General features: G+C 76.7%; 18 protein-coding genes. 6 read left to right on the plus strand and 12 right to left on the minus strand.

Annotated elements, in window-relative coordinates; translation table 11 throughout:
* Positions 1-95: 95 nt before the first annotated feature.
* The 5 genes from C8D89_RS06960 to C8D89_RS06980 form a co-directional block, all read right to left on the minus strand.
* Positions 96-614, minus strand: a complete 519-nt coding sequence (locus C8D89_RS06960) for a GNAT family N-acetyltransferase (RefSeq protein ID WP_116707409.1) — start codon at positions 612-614, stop codon at positions 96-98.
* Positions 615-618: 4 nt separating this feature from the next.
* Positions 619-1821, minus strand: coding sequence for an MFS transporter (locus tag C8D89_RS06965; RefSeq protein ID WP_116707410.1), 1203 nt, complete (start codon positions 1819-1821; stop codon positions 619-621).
* 59 nt (positions 1822-1880) lie between these two features.
* Positions 1881-3773: a cytochrome c oxidase assembly protein gene (locus tag C8D89_RS06970; protein ID WP_116707411.1), complete on the minus strand. Its 1893-nt coding sequence runs from the start codon at positions 3771-3773 to the stop codon at positions 1881-1883.
* Positions 3770-4228 (minus strand): hypothetical protein, encoded by a 459-nt coding sequence (locus C8D89_RS06975; RefSeq protein ID WP_116707412.1) that lies wholly within the window; start codon positions 4226-4228, stop codon positions 3770-3772. Before C8D89_RS06975 ends, C8D89_RS06970 begins: the two co-directional genes overlap by 4 nt.
* A 160-nt stretch (positions 4229-4388) precedes the next feature.
* Positions 4389-5336, minus strand: coding sequence for an RDD family protein (locus tag C8D89_RS06980; protein WP_116707413.1), 948 nt, complete (start codon positions 5334-5336; stop codon positions 4389-4391).
* 41 nt (positions 5337-5377) lie between these two features.
* Here C8D89_RS06980 and C8D89_RS06985 point away from each other — a divergent pair, with 41 nt between their 5' ends.
* From C8D89_RS06985 to C8D89_RS06995, 3 genes are read left to right on the plus strand one after another with little or no spacing between them, the layout of a single operon-like run.
* Entirely contained in the window at positions 5378-6385 is a 1008-nt protein-coding gene (locus C8D89_RS06985; protein WP_116707764.1) for a stage II sporulation protein M, read from the plus strand.
* A gap of 7 nt (positions 6386-6392) precedes the next feature.
* Positions 6393-6824 (plus strand): helix-turn-helix transcriptional regulator, encoded by a 432-nt coding sequence (locus tag C8D89_RS06990; protein ID WP_243417924.1) that lies wholly within the window; start codon positions 6393-6395, stop codon positions 6822-6824.
* A 35-nt stretch (positions 6825-6859) separates the two neighbouring features.
* Positions 6860-7288 (plus strand): VOC family protein, encoded by a 429-nt coding sequence (locus C8D89_RS06995; RefSeq protein WP_116707414.1) that lies wholly within the window; start codon positions 6860-6862, stop codon positions 7286-7288.
* A gap of 57 nt (positions 7289-7345) precedes the next feature.
* Here C8D89_RS06995 and C8D89_RS07000 read toward each other — a convergent pair whose 3' ends face one another.
* The 5 genes from C8D89_RS07000 to C8D89_RS07020 all read right to left on the minus strand — a co-directional run bounded on the left by C8D89_RS07000 (position 7346) and on the right by C8D89_RS07020 (position 12830).
* Positions 7346-8653 carry a DUF58 domain-containing protein gene (locus tag C8D89_RS07000; protein WP_116707415.1) on the minus strand — a complete coding sequence of 436 codons (1308 nt, stop codon included), beginning with the start codon at positions 8651-8653 and terminating at the stop codon, positions 7346-7348.
* 8 nt (positions 8654-8661) lie between these two features.
* Positions 8662-9645: an AAA family ATPase gene (locus C8D89_RS07005; RefSeq protein ID WP_243417969.1), complete on the minus strand. Its 984-nt coding sequence runs from the start codon at positions 9643-9645 to the stop codon at positions 8662-8664.
* A gap of 70 nt (positions 9646-9715) precedes the next feature.
* Complete coding sequence (locus tag C8D89_RS07010; protein WP_133251830.1) at positions 9716-10939, minus strand: DUF4350 domain-containing protein; 1224 nt, start codon at positions 10937-10939, stop codon at positions 9716-9718.
* On the minus strand, positions 10936-11592 hold the full coding sequence (locus C8D89_RS07015) for a DUF4129 domain-containing protein (RefSeq protein WP_116707417.1): 657 nt from the start codon (positions 11590-11592) through the stop codon (positions 10936-10938). The genes C8D89_RS07010 and C8D89_RS07015 overlap by 4 nt, the downstream gene beginning before the upstream one ends.
* A 2-nt stretch (positions 11593-11594) precedes the next feature.
* On the minus strand, positions 11595-12830 hold the full coding sequence (locus C8D89_RS07020; protein ID WP_116707418.1) for a DUF7847 domain-containing protein: 1236 nt from the start codon (positions 12828-12830) through the stop codon (positions 11595-11597).
* Positions 12831-12943: 113 nt separating this feature from the next.
* On the opposite strand from C8D89_RS07020, the gene C8D89_RS07025 reads away from it, so the two are divergent.
* Both C8D89_RS07025 and C8D89_RS07030 read left to right on the plus strand, forming a co-directional pair.
* A complete protein-coding gene (locus C8D89_RS07025) occupies positions 12944-13534 on the plus strand; it encodes a putative glycolipid-binding domain-containing protein (RefSeq protein ID WP_207787112.1) in 591 nt (196 codons plus the stop codon).
* Positions 13535-13646: 112 nt separating this feature from the next.
* The gene (locus C8D89_RS07030) at positions 13647-14270 is read left to right on the plus strand and encodes a TVP38/TMEM64 family protein (RefSeq protein ID WP_133251831.1); all 624 of its coding nucleotides are present in this window, start codon (positions 13647-13649) and stop codon (positions 14268-14270) included.
* Here C8D89_RS07030 and C8D89_RS28700 read toward each other — a convergent pair.
* The gene (locus C8D89_RS28700; RefSeq protein WP_165825588.1) at positions 14197-15870 is read right to left on the minus strand and encodes a bifunctional AfsR/SARP family transcriptional regulator/alpha/beta hydrolase; all 1674 of its coding nucleotides are present in this window, start codon (positions 15868-15870) and stop codon (positions 14197-14199) included. The genes C8D89_RS07030 and C8D89_RS28700 overlap by 74 nt on opposite strands.
* Positions 15871-16022: 152 nt before the next feature.
* Between C8D89_RS28700 and C8D89_RS07050 the strand changes: the two genes are divergently transcribed.
* Positions 16023-18122, plus strand: coding sequence for an alpha/beta hydrolase (locus tag C8D89_RS07050; RefSeq protein ID WP_116707421.1), 2100 nt, complete (start codon positions 16023-16025; stop codon positions 18120-18122).
* Between the two features lie 77 nt (positions 18123-18199).
* Here C8D89_RS07050 and C8D89_RS07055 read toward each other — a convergent pair whose 3' ends face one another.
* On the minus strand, positions 18200-18889 hold the full coding sequence (locus tag C8D89_RS07055; RefSeq protein ID WP_133251833.1) for a class I SAM-dependent methyltransferase: 690 nt from the start codon (positions 18887-18889) through the stop codon (positions 18200-18202).
* Between the last annotated feature and the right edge of the window lie 128 nt (positions 18890-19017).

Below are 19017 nucleotides of genomic sequence, written 5' to 3' on the forward strand. Positions count from 1 at the left end.
GATTCTGTCCCTCAGCAAGACAGATCATCGCAGGTCAGGAGCACCTTTCGTCATTCAGACCCCGGTGTCAGAGCCGGTCCGGTGAAAGGCCTGGGCTAGAGGGCCCGGGCCCAGCGCGTGGCGGGCGCCGACCACTCCGGCGGCCGGTAGGGCCCGCCGTCGGCGTGCCAGCTGCGGTGGGCGTAGAACGCCTGGGCGGCGGCGTTCGCCGTGTAGACCCACAGCACCGCTCGCCGGTAGCCGCACGCCGCGAGGTGGGCGATGCCCGCGTCGTGCAGCGCGGCGCCCGCCCCGGTGCCGATCACCGGCGGGTCGACGTAGAGGCTGTGCAGCTCGGCGCTGGGCAGGGTCGTGTCGCCGGAGACGTCGGGGACGCGCAGCGGCCCAACCGTGCAATAGCCGCGCACCCCCGTGCCGTCCTCGGCCACGAACACCGCCGTCGGCTCCGGCGCGGCCATCGCCTGCCGGCGGGATGCGGCGAACACCGCCGGGTCCAGGGCGTCGAGCCGGTCGTCGGCGACGATGCCGCGGTAGGTGTGCCGCCACCCCGCGACGGTGATCGCCCCGATCCGGTCGGCGTCGGCGTCGACGGCGCGGCGGATGGTCCACCCCACCGGTTCAGTCCCCGTCGGCCCGGGCGGCGACGCGTTCGGCCACGGGTTCCGCGCGCACGGGCGTGATCGCGATCGCTGCGAGCGGGGCGAGGGCGGCGAGGGCGAAGCCGGCCGCGTAGCTCGACAGCCCGATGACCGCCCCGAGCACCGGCGGGGCAGCGGTCGCGACGAGGTTCTGGGTGGTGTTCTGGATACCGAGCGCCCGCCCGGACCAGGCGGTACCGGCCATCTCGGCGGTCGCGGTGAACGCCAGCCCGTTGTCGGCGACGGTGATGATCGAGCCGGCCGCGATGGCGGCGACGGCGACGGCCCCGACGGTCAGGTCGCCCAGCGCGAAGACCAGCAGCACGCCGGCGCTGGCCACCGCGAGCAGGCGCATCGGGCGCAGCCGCGAGCCCACGCGGTCGGACCACCAGCCGCTGGCGATGCGCCCGCCCGCCCCGGCGAGCTGCGCGACGGCCACGAACACCCCGGCCGCGCCCGGCGACCACCCCTGCTCGCGCACCAGGTACTCCAGGGAGAAGGCCGAGATCGCGAACTGCGGCAGCACCAGCAGCGCGCTCGCCCCGTGCACGCGCGGCAGGACCGCGCTGCGGTAGGGCGAGGCGGGCGGGGCCGCGCCGGGTTCCCGGGGCGCGCGCGGCGGGTCGGCGGCCGCGAGCAGCACGAGCCCGGCGCAGACGAGGCACGCCAGCGCCGGCCAGACCAGCGCGGACAGCGAGCCCTCGCGTGCCGCGAGCGTCGGGAGCACGAGGCCGGCCGCGGCCACGCCGAGGGGCTGCGCGGTCTGGCGGATGCCCATGGCGACGCCGCGCTCCTCGACGCCGAACCAGCCCATGATCAGCCGCCCGCTCGCGGCGTTCACCGAGGCGGCCCCGATCCCCGCCAGGACGAGCAGCGCGATCGCCACCACCAGCGAGCCCGGCGAGAGCAGCGCCAGCACGCCGCTGACCACCCCGCACGCGCCCAGGCCGAGCGCCATCGGCACCCGCTCGCCGACGCGGTCGACGACCGCACCCCACGCGATCAGCGCGACGAGCAGCCCGAGCGTCGGCGCGGCCACCACCACGCCGACCGCGGCGAGCGAGAGCCCGCGCTCGTCGCGCAGGGTGGGGACGAGGAAGGGTACGCCGTAGACGAGCGCCGACGCCGCGGTCTGCGCCGCGACGCCGACGGCGAGGACGACCCACCGCCGACGTGATCCCACCCCGCCTGTCTACGCCGGTACCGCCCACTGTGCAGGACGAGGTTCCCACATCGTGGGATTCAGCGAAGCCCGGAGAGGAGGTCCGCGTCACCCGTGCGCGGCTGCCGGGCCCACGCGACCAGCACGGCGACCACCGCGACGAGCAGCGGCACGTCGCCCAGCACCCAGGTCAGCACGCCCGCCAGGTGCTGGTCGGCGGGCAGGTCGGGCGCCCACGGAAGGCGCAGGCGCACGAAGAAGTCGTCGATGAAGATCTGGCCCGCACCGCCGTCGGCCGGCAGCACCGGCGTCCGCGAGACGGGGTGGTCGGCCGCGAGCAGGGCCAGGCCGACGAGCGCGTGCACCGGCATCGTGGCGAGCAGGACCGTGAGCCGCGCGAGGTGCGGCAGCCCCGGTCCGTCGGGCGGCCCGGCGACCAGCGGGCCGAGGAACAGCACGCCGACGCCGAGGAACCACAGGGTCATCAGCGGCTGCAACCAGCCCAGCGGCTGGGTCAGGGCGAAGACGGGCGTCAGGTAGAGCAGCACCGGCGACGCGACGACGAGCACCACCCCGGCCAGCGGGCGGGTCAGCACCCGGACCGTCGGCGCGGCGAGGACGTGCTCGAGCCACTCCGCGGGCCCCTCCGGACCGCCGGGCGGCGCCTCGGGGAGCGTGCGGCGGGCCAGGACGATCGGCGCGGCGAGCGCCAGGAGCAGCGGGACGGCGGTGGCGACGAGCATGTGCCCGGCGACGTGGACGGACAGCACGGCCGGCCCGTAGCGCCCGAGCCCCGACGACGTCGCGACGACCAGCAGCGCGCACCCGCCGAACCACGCCAGCGACCGGCCCCACGGCCACCGCGCGCCCTCGCGGGCCAGGCGCCGCAGGCCGGCCGCGTAGAGCCCGGCGAGCAGCAGCGCGAGCGTGCCGGCGGTGAGGTCGGGACGCCAGGACGTCGCGAGCACCGGCGCGGTCGGTGGGGCGGCGAGGCCGTAGCCCAGCAGTGCGGTCGGCGTGCTCGCCGCGCCGGGGGCCTGCACCGGCGGCACCGCCCGGGTCGCGACCGCCGAGAGCCCGACGACGACCGCGAGCACGCCCAGCTCGACCACCCCGTGCACGCGCCCGGTGCGCCGCCGCCACAGCGCGGCACCGGCCAGCACCGCGAGCGCGGCCGTGAGCAGGACGAGCACGCCGAAGTCCGTGACGAGGCCGCCCGGCCCGTCCAGCGCGACCGCCGCCGCCACGGCGCCCGAGACCACGGTGACGACGCCCGCGAGCGTGCCGAGGCGCGCGGCCCGCCAGCGCGTCCGCGCGTCGACGTCGCCGCCGCCCAGCAACAGCACGCCGAGCGTCCCCGTCCACGCCGCGGCAGCGAGGACGTGGGCGGCGGTCGCCGGGAGCGCGAGGTCGTGGCCGACGCCGTCCGCGGCGTGCCCGGTCGCGACGGGCGCGAGGAGCCCCGCGCCCATGAGCACCAGCGTCCCGGCCGCGCCGCTCCAGCGCCGCACCTCCCCGAGGGCCAGGGCTGCCGTCACCCCGCAGGCCGCCGCGACCAGCCAGCTCAGCGGCTCGCCGCGGGCGAGCATGACCGTGGCCAGGCCCGGTCCCCCGGGCAGGCGTCCGCCGGTGGAGTCCGCGAGCGTCGCCAGCACCGACAGGGCCGCCGCGCCCGCCCCGACCCACGCCGCCCACCGTGCGATCCGCAGGCCCCGGCGCCCGGTGTCGGTGAACGGGTCGCCGCCGGCGGGCGGGGCGGCGATCACCAGCGCGACCAGCAGCCCGCCGACCGTCGCCGCCCCGGCCAGGTGCGCGACGGTGCGCAGGACCGGCACCGCGACGCGGACCGCGACCCCGGGATCGGCGAGCCCGAGCTCCGGGTAGCCGACCGGCCCGCGCACGAGCACCGCGACGGCGGCGGCGAGCAGGCCGAGGACCACGGCACCGGCAGCGCCGGCGGCGCGGCGGGTCACGGGTCGAGCCGGCCCGGGTAGCGGGCACGGTACTCGTCCAGGTGCTGGGACTTGCAGACGTGCTGTTCCTTCTCGTTCTGCGCCTGGCGCATGCACTCGTCGAGCGTGCGCACCCCGCCGGTCTCGAGGTAGGTGACCGCGCCCGCGAGCGTGCTCCACTCCACCGCGACCGCGATCCCGACGGCGACGACACCCAGCGCCAGCCCGGCGAGCGGTCCGCGCCGGCCGACGTCGGCCCGCCCCCGTCGGCGCGCCAGCGCGGCCAGCCCGACGAGGACGGCGAGCAGCCCCAGCGCCAGGCCGCCCCATCCCGTCCACGCGCTGACCAGCGCCATCGCCCCCAGCACGGGCGCCGCGACGACCACCCCGGGGCGGCGGGAGGGTACCGGCGACCGGGCGGCGGCGTCGGTCGCCTCGGTCGCCTCGGTCGCGTCGGTCGCGGGCTCCGGGGGCACGTCCCGATCGTGACAAGCCCCCGGTCCCGGCCGCGCCGCGGGGGTGGGGATGCGCCGGATCCCGAAGCATCACGGCGCGATCCGCCGGCGCGGCGCGAGCCGGGGGCGCGGGGGTCGACGGAGACGCTCCGGTTGTCGAAGCATCAGCGCGGTGGGGTGATCAGCCGGGCGGCGCGAAGCCGCCGGTCGACGGGGCCCGCTCGGGCTCGGGTGCCGGCACGGAGTGCGTCGGAGCGCCCGGCCGTTCCGGCCGCGGGGCGGCGGGGAACGGGGCGGGGAACGGAGCGGCCGGGGCCGGGGCGACCGATGGTGGGGCCCCGGGCGAACCGCCCCACGCCGACCTCGCGCCCAGGCGGCGGACCTCGCGGCGGTGGCGCTCGCCGAGCACCGCGGCCAGGTAGGCCTCGGCCGGCACGCCCGCGGGTGGCGGCGGGGCGACGCGGGCGGCGACGTCGGCGGCCAGGCGGTCGGCGAGCGCGTACCGCACGGACCCCGCGATCTGCGGGGCGCGCACGAGGAACTGGCGCGCGGCCAGGGCCAGGTCGTCGGGCAGGCGGGAGAGCTCCCAGCCGGTGGCCCACGCCGCGAGCCGCGGATCCACCGGCGGCAGGCCGGTGAACGCCCCGCCCGGCAGGCGCTCGCGGACCACGACGGTGCCGGCCAGCAGGTCGCCGACCCGCTGGCCGCGCGACGAGCTCGCCGACACGACGATCCCGATCAGGCCGGTGAACAGCGAGAGCAGCCCGAAGTCGACGATGAACCCGGCGAGCGCGCGGGCCAGGGCGTGGCGGAAGACGATCGGCCCGCCGTCGACGCGCACCACCCGCAGCCCCATCGCGTACTTCCCCGGCGAGCGGCCACGGGTCAGCGTCTCCCACAGCAGCGGATAGCCCACGAACACGCCGACCGTCGTCGTCAGCGACACCGCCGCGGCGAGCGCCGGGTCGACCTCCGCGCCGACCGCCGACATCACGAGCAGCACCGCGACGAGCAGCACGGCCATGAGCAGCACGTCGAGGGCCAGGGCGAGCGAGCGGCTCGGCAGGCGCGCGGTGCGGACGTCCAGCTCGACCGCCTCGCCGATCACCACCCGCTCCACGACGACCATCGTGCCGCACGCGGGTGTCGCGGTCCGGCAGGATCGGCGGTGTGGACGTCGACGCCTACGTCACCGCGCACCGGCCCGAGTGGGACCGGCTCGCGGTGCTGCTCGCGCGGCGCCGCTGGACCGGCGAGGAGGTCGACGAGGCCGTGGCGCTCTACGAGCGCGCGGCCACCCACCTCTCGGTGGTGCGCTCCACCTCGCCCGACCCCGCCCTCGTCGCCCGGCTCTCGACGCTCGTCGCCCGCGCCCGCACGGCGATCACCGGCTCGGCGGGCCCGTCCTGGCGCGACGTCACGCGGTTCGCGACCGTCGGCTTCGCCGTGGCGCTCGCGGCATCGTGGCGGTGGTGGCTCACGACGCTGACGCTCAGTGCCGTGGTGATGGTCGCGGTCGGCACCTGGGTCGCCCGCTCCCCCGACGTGGCGTCGGCGATCCTGCCGCCCGCGGAGACCCGGCGGCTGGTGGAGGAGGACTTCGCGTCCTACTACAGCTCGAACCCGGCGTCGTCGTTCGCCGCACGGGTGTGGACCAACAACGCCTGGATCGCCGCGGTCTGCCTCGTCACCGGCGTGCTGATCCTGCCCGTGCTGTGGGTGCTGCTGCAGAACGTGGTCAACGTCGGCATCGCCGGCGGCATCCTCGCCGCCAACGGCCGCGCCGACCTCTTCTTCGGGCTGATCACGCCGCACGGGCTGCTCGAGCTGACCGCGCTGTTCGTCGCCGCCGGGGCCGGGCTGCGGCTGGGATGGTCGTGGATCGACCCCGGCCCGCTCAGCCGTTCGGAGTCCCTCGCGCGCCAGGGCCGCACCACGGTCGGGATCGCGCTCGGCGTCGCCGTCCTGCTGCTGGTGTCGGGCGTGATCGAGGCGTTCGTGACGCCGTCGGGGCTGCCGACCGCGGCGCGCATCGGCATCGGCGTGCTGGCCGAGGCCGGGTTCGTGGCCTACGTGCTGTGGGGCGTGGTGCTGGTGCGCCGCCACGGGTCCACGGCCCCCGCCCTGGCCGACCTCGGCACCGACCGGCGCGGTGCCGCGCTGCCGGCGGCGGGGTGAGCGCGTCGTGACGGCCCACCGCGCGCACCCACCCGTGCCCGAGGACCTCCTGGTCGGCCTGCGCCGCGCCCGCGACCGCATCGACCGGGACTACGCCCAGCCCCTCGACCTCGACGACCTCGCCGCGGTCGCCGGGCTGTCGAAGTACCACTTCCTGCGCTGCTTCGCCCGCACCTACGGCCTGACCCCGCACGCCTACCTCACCGAGCGCCGCGTCGAGCGGGCCCAGGATCTGCTGCGCGCCACCAACCTCACGGTCACCGAGATCTGCCGGCTCGTCGGCTACGAGTCCCTCGGGTCGTTCTCGTCGCGGTTCCGCCAGCTCGTGGGCAGCAGCCCGTCGCAGTACCAGGCGCGGTGGGCCCTCACCGGCGCCCCGCGGGTCCCCGGCTGCTTCGTCCTGATGCACGGGCTGTCGGACCGAGCAATTCCGGAGTAGCCGGGGCGCCCCGGTCACGCGGCAGGATCCTCTGCATGATCACCAACATCTCGCTGGTCACCCTGTACGTCACCGACCAGGACGACGCGAAGAAGTTCTACTGCGACGTCCTGGGGTTCGTGGAGGGCACGGACATCACGATGGGCGAGGGCTTCCGCTGGGTGACGGTCAAGCACCCCCAGCACCCCGAGCTCGAGGTGACGCTCATGGTCCCCGGCCCGCCGCTCGACGAGGACATGGCCGGCGCGGTTCGGCGCGCGCTGGCCAACGGCACCATGGGCGGCTTCGGGCTCACCACCGACGACTGCCGCGCCGACCACGAGCGGCTGGCCGAGCTGGGCGTCACGTTCGTGCAGGAGCCCCAGGAGCGCCCCTACGGCGTGGAGGCCGTGATGCGCGACAACTCCGGCAACTGGCTGGTGCTCGTCGAGCCGCGGTCGTTCACCCCGGCCGACTTCGCCTGACGGCATGTGCGTGCTTTCCCGTGCTGGAGCACGGGAAACCACGCACGAGAGCGCAGCTCAAAGGCGACCGGCTGCCTTGAGCGCGAGGTAGCGGTCCGCGACGGCCGGGGGCAGGTCGTCGGGGGCGGCGTCGACGACCTCGACGCCCCGGCGGGTGAGGCGCTCGACGACGCGGCGGCGGGCGGCGCGGGCGGTCTCGGCGGCCGCGGCGGTGTAGACGGCCTCGGCGTCGCCGCGCCCGGCGGCCATGACCGCGAGCTCCGGGTCGGCGACGGCCGCGACCAGCACGGCGTGGCGGCGCAGCAGGGCCGGCAGCACGGGGTCGAGGCCCTCGCGCACGGCCGCCTCGTCCAGCCCGGTGAGGAGCACGACCAGGCTGCGCCGCCCCGCCCGCGCCAGCACGGTCGCGGCGAGCAGGCGCATGTCGGTCTCGACCAGCCGGGGCTCGAGCGGGGCCATGGCCGTGACCAGCGCGGGCAGGAGGTCGCCGGCCGTGGCGCCCTGCACCGAGGCGTGGACCTCGCGGTCGAGGGCGACCAGGTCGACGCGGTCACCGCCCCGGGACGCCAGCGCGGCCAGCAGCAGCGCGGTGTCGAGCGCCGCGTCGAGCCGCGGGCCGTCACCCACCCGGCTCGCGGCGGCGCGCCCGGTGTCGATCACCACGAGCACGTGGCGGTCGCGCTCCGGGCGCCAGGTGCGCACCACCAGCTCGGGCGACCGCGCCGAGGCCCGCCAGTCCAGCGAGCGCACGTCGTCACCGGGGACGTACTCGCGCAACGAGTCGAACTCGGTGCCCTGCCCCCGCACCTGGACCGCCCGCCGCCCGTCCAGCTCGCGCAGCCGGGCCAGCCGCGCGGGCAGGTGGCGGCGCGAGGAGAACGGCGGGAGCACCCGGACGCGGGCGGGCACGTCGCGCCGGCCCTGGCGCGCGGCGAGCCCGAGCGGGCCGGTCGAGCGCACCGTGACCCGCACGGCGTCGCGGTCGCCGCGCCGGGTGGGGGTCAGCGTGGTGACGACCCGGCGCCGTTCCCCCGCCGGCACCACCAGCCGGTGCCGGGACGGGACCGCGCCGGCCGAGGGCTCCCACGCGTCGCGCAGCAGCAGCACCGCGCGCCGCCGGGTCGGGTTGCTCACGCGCAGGGCGACGTCGAGCGAGGCCCCCAGCCGCAGCGTCGTGACGGTGCCCGGCTCCTGCTCGCGCTCGAGCGCCAGGGCCCGGACGGGCACGGCCGCCAGCGCGTCGGCCACCGCCGCGAGCGCCAGCACCCCGGTCACGACGAGCACGCCGAGCAGCGAGGGCAGGGCGAACCCGACGACCAGCGCGCCCAGCGCGACGAGCAGCGCGAGACGCCCGGTGACGGCCACGCCCGCCCCTAGCGCGGCACCGGTACGGCGCCCAGCACCCCGGTGACGACGCCGTCGGCGGTGACGCCCTCGAGCTCGGCCTCGGCGCGCACCTCCACCCGGTGGCGCAGCACGGGCAGGGCGAGCGCCTGGACGTCGTCGGGCGTGACGTACGTCCGACCCGAGAGCCAGGCCCAGCTGCGCGCGGCGAGCAGCAGCGCCGTCGCCCCGCGCGGGGAGACCCCGAGCCGCAGCGACGGTGACGCACGGGTGGCCCGGCAGAGGTCGACGACGTAGGCGAGCACCTCGGGACGTGCGGTGACCTGGCCGACCGCGGCCCGCGCCGCGCGCAGGTGCGCCGCGCCGGCCACCGGGCGGACGCCCGCGGCGGCGAGGTCGCGCGGGTCGAAGCCCTCGGCGTGGCGGGCGAGCATGCGGATCTCGTCGTCGCGCGCGGGCAGGGGCAGCACGAGCTTGAGCAGGAAGCGGTCGAGCTGGGCCTCGGGCAGCGGATAGGTGCCCTCGTACTCGACGGGGTTCTGGGTCGCGGCCACCACGAACGGGTCGGGCAGCGGGCGCGGCGTCCCGTCCACCGAGACCTGGTACTCCTCCATCGCCTCGAGCAGCGAGGCCTGGGTCTTCGGCGGGGTGCGGTTGATCTCGTCGGCGAGCAGCAGGTTGGTGAACACCGGCCCGGGGCGGAACGAGAACTCGGCGCTGCGGGAGTCGTAGACCAGCGAGCCCGTGATGTCGCCGGGCATGAGGTCGGGGGTGAACTGCACGCGCCGGTCCTCGAGGGACAGCGCCGCCGCCACCGCCCGCACCAGCAGCGTCTTGGCGACGCCGGGGACGCCCTCGAGCAGGACGTGCCGGCGGCACAGCAGGGCGATGACCAGGCCCGTGACCGCCGCGTCGTGGCCGACGACGGCCTTGGCCACCTCGCGGCGCAGGGCGAGCAGGGCCTCGCGGGCCTCGACACCGCTGACGTCGCGGGGCCCGTCCGGCGTCGTCACCACGGCCGTGTCCCCGGCGGGCTGCTCCCCGGTCACCCGGTCCTCCCCTCCTCCGACGCGCGCCATCCGATCACGCGCCCGCGCCGGTCGCACCGGAGGCCTCGCGCACCGTGGCCCGCAGCCGGTCGAGCTCGTCGGCCAGCGCGACGAGCCCGGCGTCGTCGGCGGGCGGCGGCCCGTCCAGGACGTCCGCGACCCTCGCGGCCGGCCACCCGGTGCGGGCCGCGGCGGCGTCGGCGACGGCGGGCGCGCCCGCCCCCCGCGGCACTCCCAGGCGGGTCGCGAGGTCGCGGGTCGCGTCGTCGCGCAGCGCGGCCGCCGCCCGGTCCCGCGCCCCGGCGCGGCGGTAGAGCCGCGCCCGGCCCCGGACCGTCTCGCCGGCGGGCACCACGACGGGCAGGTCCTCGGCGACGACCGGGCCGAGGCGCCGGCCCCGCCACAGCGCGACCGCCAGCCCCGCGACCAGCAGCTGGACCGGCCCCCACAGCCAGCCCGGCGGCAGCAGCTCGGTGGGGGCCTGCTCCTGACCCGGCTCGGCCGGGGGCGGGACGGGCAGGTACCAGAGCAGCTCCGGGTGGGCGCCGAGCAGGGCGAGGGCGAGCGCGGCGTTGCCCCGCTCGTCCAGCGCGTCGTTGGTGAAGGGCGTCGCGTCCCCGACGACGGTGACCGTGCGTCCCCGGTCGCGGACCGCGACGAGGGAGGCCGCGCCGCTCGGGGTGCCCGTGGGGTAGCAGCGCGCGGCGAGGGGGTCGGTGGTGGTGTAGGCGGCGCCCGCGAGGTCGACGGGGCCGGCGAGCACGGCGGCCCGCAGCGCGCACGCCGGCGCGGCCGGCTCCGGGAGCTCGACGGGCTCGATCGCCACGCGCCGGGCGAGCGCGGTGAGGGTGCGCTCGTCGGGGCGCACGAGGACCAGGTCGGCGCCCGACGCGGCGAGGGCGTCGCGCTGGCGGGTGCTCAGCTGCGCGGGCCGGGCGACGAACACCGTGCGGCCAGGCCCGGCGTCCGCGGCGTCGAGGTCGGTGACCGGCGTGACCCGCACGCCCCGGCCCTCGAGCACGCGGACCAGCGCCATCGAGCCCTCGGGCGACGCGGCGTCGGGACGCAGCTCCCCGGTGCGCGGCGCGACGCCGACCAGCGCGACGAGCAGCGCCGCCGCCAGCACCAGCGCGCCGACGAGCACCGGGCCGCGCCGGCGCCGGCGCCTCGGGTTCGCAGCGAACGCCCTGTCGGCGTGCTCCCCTGAACTCGCTGCTTCGACGCGTCCGGAGTCCCCGTCGATCACGGTCTCGATCACGAGGTGGGCACGAGCCGGGTGGCCGCGACGGTGGCGTCGGCCGCGCGCATCCGGGCGTCGGCGGCCGCGTCGGCGGGACGACCGCCGTAGACCGTCTCGTCGAACAGGTGCGCGGCCTCGGCCAGGGCGCCGGCCGCGCCGGGCAGGGCCCGGCCGCCCTCGCGCGCCGCGTCACCGGCGGTGCGGCCCCGGCGCGGCTCGAGGACGGTGCGTTCCTCCAGCGCGCGGACGATCGCCCGCATCCGCTCCCGGACCGCGTCGTCGTGGCGCCCCGCGCCGGCGTGGGTGTCGGCGCGACGCCGGTGCTCGTCGGCGCTCAGCTCGCTGCTGCCCAGGACGGCGCCCGGGGCGGACGCGGTGCGCAGCGTGGGACCGAAGCGGCGCCGGACGACGAGCACCACGGCGACCAGCAGGACGAGGAGCACCACCAGGCCCCAGCCCCCGCCCGGCGAGATGCCCGAGGCGGCGCGGAGCAGGTCGTCGAGGCGGCGGGCGAGCCACTGCAGACCCGAGAGCAGCGGGTCGGGCCGGGCGTCGCGGTAGACCTGCCGGGCGAGCTCCTCGCGCGCGAGCTCCCGGGCCGGATCGGCGCCGAGGTCGATCGGGACCGTCCCCGGCGAGGGCGCCCCCGGGGGCGAGGGGACGGCCGGCACGGTCAGCGCCCGCCGGCGGCGGCGCGCTGCAGCTCGATGTCGAAGCCCTCGCGGCGCATGCGCTGGTCGACGTAGAGCAGGCCGGTGACACCCGACTGGAACGGCGTGGTCAGGGTCATCGCGATGATGCCGCCGAGGGCGCTGAGCAGCAGGACCGGGAGCGTCACGCCGGCGGGGTCGGCGCTGCCGCTCGCGAACCCGAGCGCGCTGCCGAGCACCTGGAACGGCAGGCCGATCACGAGGCTGACGACCCCGGCGATGAGCGCGCCGAGCAACTGGATGCCGAACACCGGCCAGAACCGGCCACTGACCAGGAACCACGAGCGCCGCAGCGCCTCGCGCACGCCGACGCCCTCGAGCACGTAGGCCGGCGTCGCCAGCGAGAGCGACACGGAGATCCAGATGAGCACCACGACTCCGGCGAGGAAGCCCAGCACCATGACGCCGACCCCCAGCGCCGTGTCGACGGCGAGCAGTACCAGCCCCGGCAGCAGGGCGACGGTGAGGATCCCGATGCCGATGAGCGCGACCAGCAGCGCGACGGCGAGCACCCCGGGCACGCGGGGCCGCGCCGCACGCCACACCTCTCCCGCCTCGACCGGGGCGCCGAGCACCGAGCGGCTGATCACGACCATGAGCACGCCCGTGAGCACGGCCGTGGCGACGAGGGTGACGGCGACGAGCACCAGCCCCGTGACGCTCGCGCCGGCCAGCAGGCCCGTGAGCTGCGCGAGGTCGGGCGAGCCGCCGAGCGAGGTGGTGGACGACGCCAGGAAGAGCTGGAGGGCCACCTGCAGGAGCTGGCTGATGACCGCGACGATCGCCGACGTGCCCAGCACGATGCGCGGGTGCGCGCGGATGTAGCCGAGCGCGCCGTCGAGGATCTCGCCCAGACCCAGCGGGCGCAGGGGGACGATGCCCGGCTTCGGTGCCCGGTGGGGCATCCCGAACGGGCCGGGCGCGCCCGGCCCCGGGGCGCCGTAGCCCCCGGGCGGCGGCCCGTACCCGCCGTGGCCGGGCGGGGGCCCGTACCCCGGACCCGGTGCGTAGGGCTGCGGACCGGGGGCGCCCTGCCCGGACGGGCCCTGGCCCGCAGCACCGTGGCCGGACGACCCGCCCTCGGTCGCGCCCGGATCCCAGGCCGGCACCGCGCCGGGACCCGGCGTGCCCCGGGGCGGCGTGGGCTCGTCGCCGCGGGCCTCCGACGGCTCGCCGCTCGGGTCGGACGGACCACTCACCTCGGGACGCTCCCCTCTCCGCACACCGTCGCCCCGATCGTCCCACGGACCCCCGACCGGCACGCGCGGATCGCCGCCGGGCGCCCGGAGGCGGTCTGCCACGATCTCCCCCCGTGGCCCTGCACTCCGCGCTGTGGCGGCGGCTCGACATCTCCGACGGTCTCGCCCACGGCGCCCTCTCGGACTTCACCCCCGACCGGGAACACCCGGACGGGGCGCACCTGCTCGACGGCGCCGCGGTGGTGCGCGACGACGCGGGGGCGTGGTCGCTGCGGTTCTCTGTCATCGCCGACCGGGGCTGGCTGACCCGCACGGTGTTCGTCGAGGTGCTCGCCGACGACGGGCTCGAGCGGGTGACGCTGTCGGTCGACGCGCTCGGCGAGTGGACCCTCGACGGCCGACCGTGGCCCGAGCTGCGCGGCTGCACCGACGTCGACGTGTCCGCGACGCCGCTGACCAACGCGCTGCCCGTGAACCGGCTGGGTCTGCCCGTCGGCGGCGAGGCGTCGGTCGACGTGGCGTGGCTGGACGTGCCCTCGCTCGCGGTGCACCGCGTCCGGCAGGTCTACCGCCGCGGGCCCGACGACGCGCGCGGCCTGGCGACCTACACCTACGCCGACCCGACCTACGGCGAGTTCGCGATCACCGTCGACCCGGTGGGGCTCGTCGTGGCCTATCAGGGGCTGTTCAACCGGGTCGGCTGAGTACCCTCAGGGTGTCCGGTTCCCGAGCCCGGGGTGGAGGCACGCGGTGGACACGGGTCGCGGCGACGCCGCACGCGCTCGACCGCGGCTCCCTCGCGTCCGGGTCCGCTGGGTGGTCCTGGGCGCCCTGCTCCTCGTGGCCGTCGTCGTCGCCCTGACCGTGCCGATGCCCGCCCCGCTCGCGCTGCGCGACCGGGTCGAGGCGCTGGGCGCGTGGGCGCCCGTGGCGTTCCTCCTGGTCCACGCGCTGGTGACCACCACGCCCCTGCCCCGCACCATGTTCTCGCTGTCCGCCGGTGTGCTGTTCGGGCCCTGGCTGGGGCTCGGGCTGTGCCTCGTGGCCAGCACGGTGTCCGCGGCCGTGGCGTTCGCGGTCGTGCGGCGTCTCGGCGGGCGGGCGGTCGAGCGCCTCGGACCGGGCCGGGTGCGCGCGGTCGAGGAGCGCATGTCGTCGCGCGGCCTGCTGTCGGTGACCTCGGTCCGGCTCGTGCCGGCCATCCCGTTCGCGCCGCTGAACTACACGCTCGGGGTCACCAGCGTGCGGTGGTGGCACTACCTGGTCGGTACCGCGATCGGTCTCGTGCCCGGCACCTCCGCGGCCGTCCTCCTCGGCGACGCCGTCACCGGGTCGCTCTCCCCGGGCGCGCTCGGCGTGTTCGCGGTCAGCGGGACGATCGGCCTGGTCGGGGTGCTGCTGTGCGCCCGGACGCCGGCGGCGGGCCGAGGAAGTCGGTGATCGCCTCGACGATGCGGGCCAGGTCGGCCGCGTCGGGCAGGTGGAAGGGCCCCTCCAGCGGCACCAGCCGGGCGTCGGGCAGACCGCGGGCGAGCTGCTGGGCGCCGCGGTAGGGGATGACCCGATCGCCGCGGTAGTGCATGACCAGGGCGGGGGCGGTGACCGCCGGGAGCAGCCCGGAGACGTCGGTGCGGTACATCTCCTCGAGGTATCCCGCGGCCACCTCCCCGTCGGCCGAGTCGCGCAGCACCCGCGCCAGGTGCCGCCCCGCGTCCGTCGAGGCCCCCGGCCGGTAGAGGTCGGCCAGCAGCCTCGCGCCCATCCCCCAGTGGCCGCGTGCGAGGTCGACGATCGCCTGGTTGACGCGAGCGTCGCGGAACACCTCGTGCGCGTTCGCGAACGTCCCCACGAGGATCAATCGGGTCACCAGATCGGGCCGGCGCGCGGCCAGTGACACCGCGGCCGGCCCCGACTGGGACACCGCGAGCAGCGCGGCGGGGCCCGTGTGCTCCACCACCGCCTCGAGCTCCGCGACCGACGCGGCCAGCGAGAAGTCCACCTCCTCCGATCGCGACAGCCCGGCGCCGAGTCGGTCGTACAGCGTGAGGCGGGTGCCCCCGGCCAGGCGCTCGAGCAGGGAGGATCGGGGGTCCCGGCCGGAGGCGATGACGTCCAGGCTGGTCACCCAGGCGGGCACCACCACCAGCGGAGACCCGTCGCCGACCGTGGCGTGCGCGATGCGGCTGCCCGCGTGGCGCAGGTAGCGCACCTGGAGGGTGTCCAGGGTGCCGGCGACGCGGCCGGTAGCGCCCTCTACGGGGCGCGTCGGCGGGCGCGGTGTCGCGGGCGGCTCCACCGCATGGCTGAGGATCTCTCCCTGCAGCCGCCGGAGGGCCGCCGAGGGCTCCAGCCCGAGCTCCTCCGCCAGCCGCTCCCGGTAGTCCTGGTAGAGCTGCAACGCCGCGGTGTGGCGCCCGTGGGCGTAGAGCGCGCGCATGAGGACGGCCCGGGCCTCCTCCCGCAGCGGGTGGGCCTGGACGAAGCCCTCCATCTCCGGGATGACCGACTCCGCCCGGCCGAGCGCGAGGAGCATCCGCGCCCGCTCCTCGACGGCGGCCAGACGCAGCTCGTCCAGCCGGATGCCCTCGAGGGACGCGGGGTGGAGGTCGGCGAAGCCGTCGTAGGCCGGACCGCGCCACAGCGCCAGGGCCTCGTCGTAGAGCGCCGCGGCCTCGTCGCCGGTCGCCGACCGTGCTGCGGCGACGAGCCGCTCGAACCGCAGCGCGTCGACGTCGTCCGGGGGCACGGCCAGTGCGTAGCCGCGGGCGCCCGTCACCAGCTCGGCGTCGTCGGCCAGGACGTCGCCGAGGGCACGCCGCAGCCGGGACACCTGGCTGTACAGCGCCCCGGCCGGCTTGTCGGGAGGCGCGTCGCCCCACAGGTGGTCCACGAGGGTGTCCGCGGACACGGTCGCGCCGCGGGCGGCGAGGAGTGCGGCCAGCAGGGTCCGTTGCCGCTCACCGTGCACCGGACGAGGACCCCCCTCGCCGGCCACCTCGAGCGGCCCGAGGACACGGAACCTCGGCGCGGTGCTGGTCACCGGCCGATTCTCTCCTCCCGGACCTCGATCGGGCCCGGGACGCGGGCGGCGTCTGTCGGCCCGGTGGCAGGTCGGCGACAGCCCGACGCCAACCGGGAGGTCGACGGTGGCCCGACCTGACCCCGCCACGACCCCACCCGAGGAGCTCGACGATGCGTGCCCGCTACCCCGACCACACCGGATCCGTCGACCGCGACGGCGTCCGGGTCCACTACGAGGTCTACGAGAACGACGCACCCACGGTGGTGCTCATGCCGAGCTGGTCGATCGTGCACGCACGCGTGTGGAAGGCCCAGATCCCCTACCTGGCCCGCCACTGGCGGGTCGTCGTCGTCGACGGGCGGGGCAACGGGCGATCCGACCGCCCGACCGGGCCGACGGCCTATGCCGACGACCAGTACGTGGACGACACCATCGCCGTGCTCGACGCCACCACGACCACCGAGGCGCTGGTGGTCGCCCTGTCCCGTGGAGCGAAGTACGCGGTCCTGCTCGCCGCGCGCCACCCCGAGCGGGTCTCCGGCATGGCCCTCATCGCCCCGGGCATCCCGTTCACCTCCCATCCGGTGCTCACCGCCGCCCGGTTCACGGCCGAGGTGGCCGCACCGGAGGGCTGGGACAAGTTCAACGCGCGCCACTGGCGGGACGACTGGCCCGACTTCCTGGGGTTCTTCTTCGGCCGCGTCTTCCCCGAGCCCCACTCGAGCAAGCACATCGAGGACGGGGTCCGGTGGGGTCTCGACACCACGCCCGAGGTCGTCGTGGACACGATGCGGGCCCGGTTGGACGACCCGGTGGACTTCGAGACCGTCGTCGGGTCCCTCCGGTGTCCGGTGCTGGTCCTGCACGCGCCGGACGACGAGATCAATCCCTACGCGTGGGGCGCCCGCACGGCGGAGCTGACCGGGGGCACGCTCGTGACCCTCGAGGGTTCGGGGCACGCGCCGAACGCCCGCGACCCGGTGGTCGTCAACCGGCTCGTCCACGACTTCGCGTGCCGGGTCACCGGGCGCCGAGTCGACGCCCGGACGTGGTCCCGCCCGAGATCGCGGCCACGGCGTGCGCTCTACCTCTCCTCCCCGATCGGGCTGGGGCACGTGCGCCGGGACCGGGCCGTGGCCGAGGAGCTGCGCCGGCGGGTGCCGGACCTGGCGATCGACTGGCTCACGCAGGACCCGGTGAGCTCGGTGCTGGCCCGCGCGGGGGAGCGGGTTCACCCGGCCGGTCGGTCCCTCGCCAGCGAGTCGGCACACCTGGAGTCGGAGTCCGGCGAGCACGACCTGCACTGCTTCCGGACGTTCCGCGAGATGGACGAGATCCTGGTCGCGAACTTCCACCTGTTCCAGGAGGTCGTCGAGGACGGCGGCTACGACCTGGTCGTGGCCGACGAGGCGTGGGACGTCGACCACTTCTGGCACGAGCACCCCCACCTCAAGCGGGCGCCGCTGGCGTGGCTCACCGACTTCGTCGGGTTCCTGCCCATGGACGACGGCGACGCGGAGGAGGCCCGGCTGGCCGCCGACCACAATGCCGAGATGCTCGAGCACGTGGAGCGGCACGGCTGGGTGCGCGACCGGTCGATCTTCGTCGGCAACCCTGAGGACGTCGTTCCGGGGACCTTCGGACCCGGGCTGCCCGGCATCCGCGAGTGGACCGAGGAGCACTTCTCGTTCCCCGGCTATGTGACGGGGTTCGACCCGGACACACTGAGCGACCGCGAGGCGTTGCGGGCCGAGCTCGGCTACTCCCCCGACGAGCAGGTCTGCCTGGTGACCGTCGGCGGATCGGGCGTGGGGACGGACCTGCTGCGCCGGGTCGTCGACGCCTACCCGGCCGCCGCGCGCCGTGTCCCCGGCCTGCGCATGGTCGTCGTGACCGGGCCGCGCATCGACCCGGCGGCGCTGCCCCGTCGCGACGGCGTGGAGGCCCGCGCCTACGTGCCGGACCTGCACCGGCATCTCGCCGCCTGCGACCTGGCGGTGGTGCAGGGCGGCCTCAGCACCACGATGGAGCTGACCGCGGCCAAGCGCCCGTTCCTCTACGTCCCCCTGCGGCACCACTTCGAGCAGCAGTACCACGTGCGCCACCGGCTGGACCGCCACGGCGCCGGCCGCCGCCTCGACTATGCCGGTGCGGACCCGGACGTCGTCGCGGAGGCGATCGCCACGGAGATCGGTCGGCCGGTCCGGTACCGGGACGTCGAGACCGACGGTGCCGCGCGGGCCGCCGATCTGCTCGCCGAGCTGCTCTGACGGTGCACGACGACAGGGGGCCCGGCGGGCGATGCCCGCCGGGCCCCCTCGTCGTCCTGCTCGGACCACCGCCGTCGTCACCGGACGGCGATCCCCCAGGCCGCGGTGTTGACCGGCCAGAAGACCGAGTGGCGCAGTCGGCGCCGCTCGACCCGCACCTCGCTGAACCCGGCCCGTTCCACCGTGTCCGGGGTGGCCCGGTGCGGGTCGCAGCCCTCGAAGATCCAACCCCACGGGCGCCGGATCGCCCGCTGGACCCGGGCGCGGACACCGGGGCGCGGTGCGGCGACGTGCTCGACGAAGCGGAAGCGCCCACCGGGCCTCAGCACGCGGCGCACCTCGGCCAGCACGGCGTCGGGATCCCCGGCGGTGCACAGGACCAGCGAGCAGATGACCTCGTCGATCGAGGCGTCGGGTAGGGGGATCGCCTCCGCGCCGACCGGCAGCACCGTCACCTCGATCCCGGCGGCCGCGCACCGCCGACGGAGCCGGTCGTGCATGCGCAGGCTCGGCTCGACGGCGTAGAGGTGGACGCCGGTCGGGAGGTGGTGGAGGTTCGCGCCGGTGCCGGCCCCGATCTCCAGCACCGAGGCCCCGGGCTGCAGCCCGCTGAACGCCTGCTGCTTGTGGTCGCGGGCGACGTGGTTGAGGTAGCCGGCGAAGGCGGTGAAGAACCAGGCGTTGAACCGGCTCACCGCCCCGTGGTCGAAGGCGGGGCCGGCGTCCCCGGACGGGGACTCGTCGATCTCGGTGTCGGGGCGGGGCATGGCGTTCACTCCTCATCGTCGCTTCGAGCGTGACGAGGACGATCATCGGCGGATGCCCTGCCGTGCCGATGGCACCGGACTGTCACGGACGTGACAGCACCCGCCGGGCCCGTGCGCCGCCGGGGGAA

The sequence above is a fragment of the Actinomycetospora cinnamomea genome, assembly GCF_003096675.1.
Taxonomy (GTDB): Bacteria; Actinomycetota; Actinomycetes; order Mycobacteriales; family Pseudonocardiaceae; genus Actinomycetospora; species Actinomycetospora cinnamomea.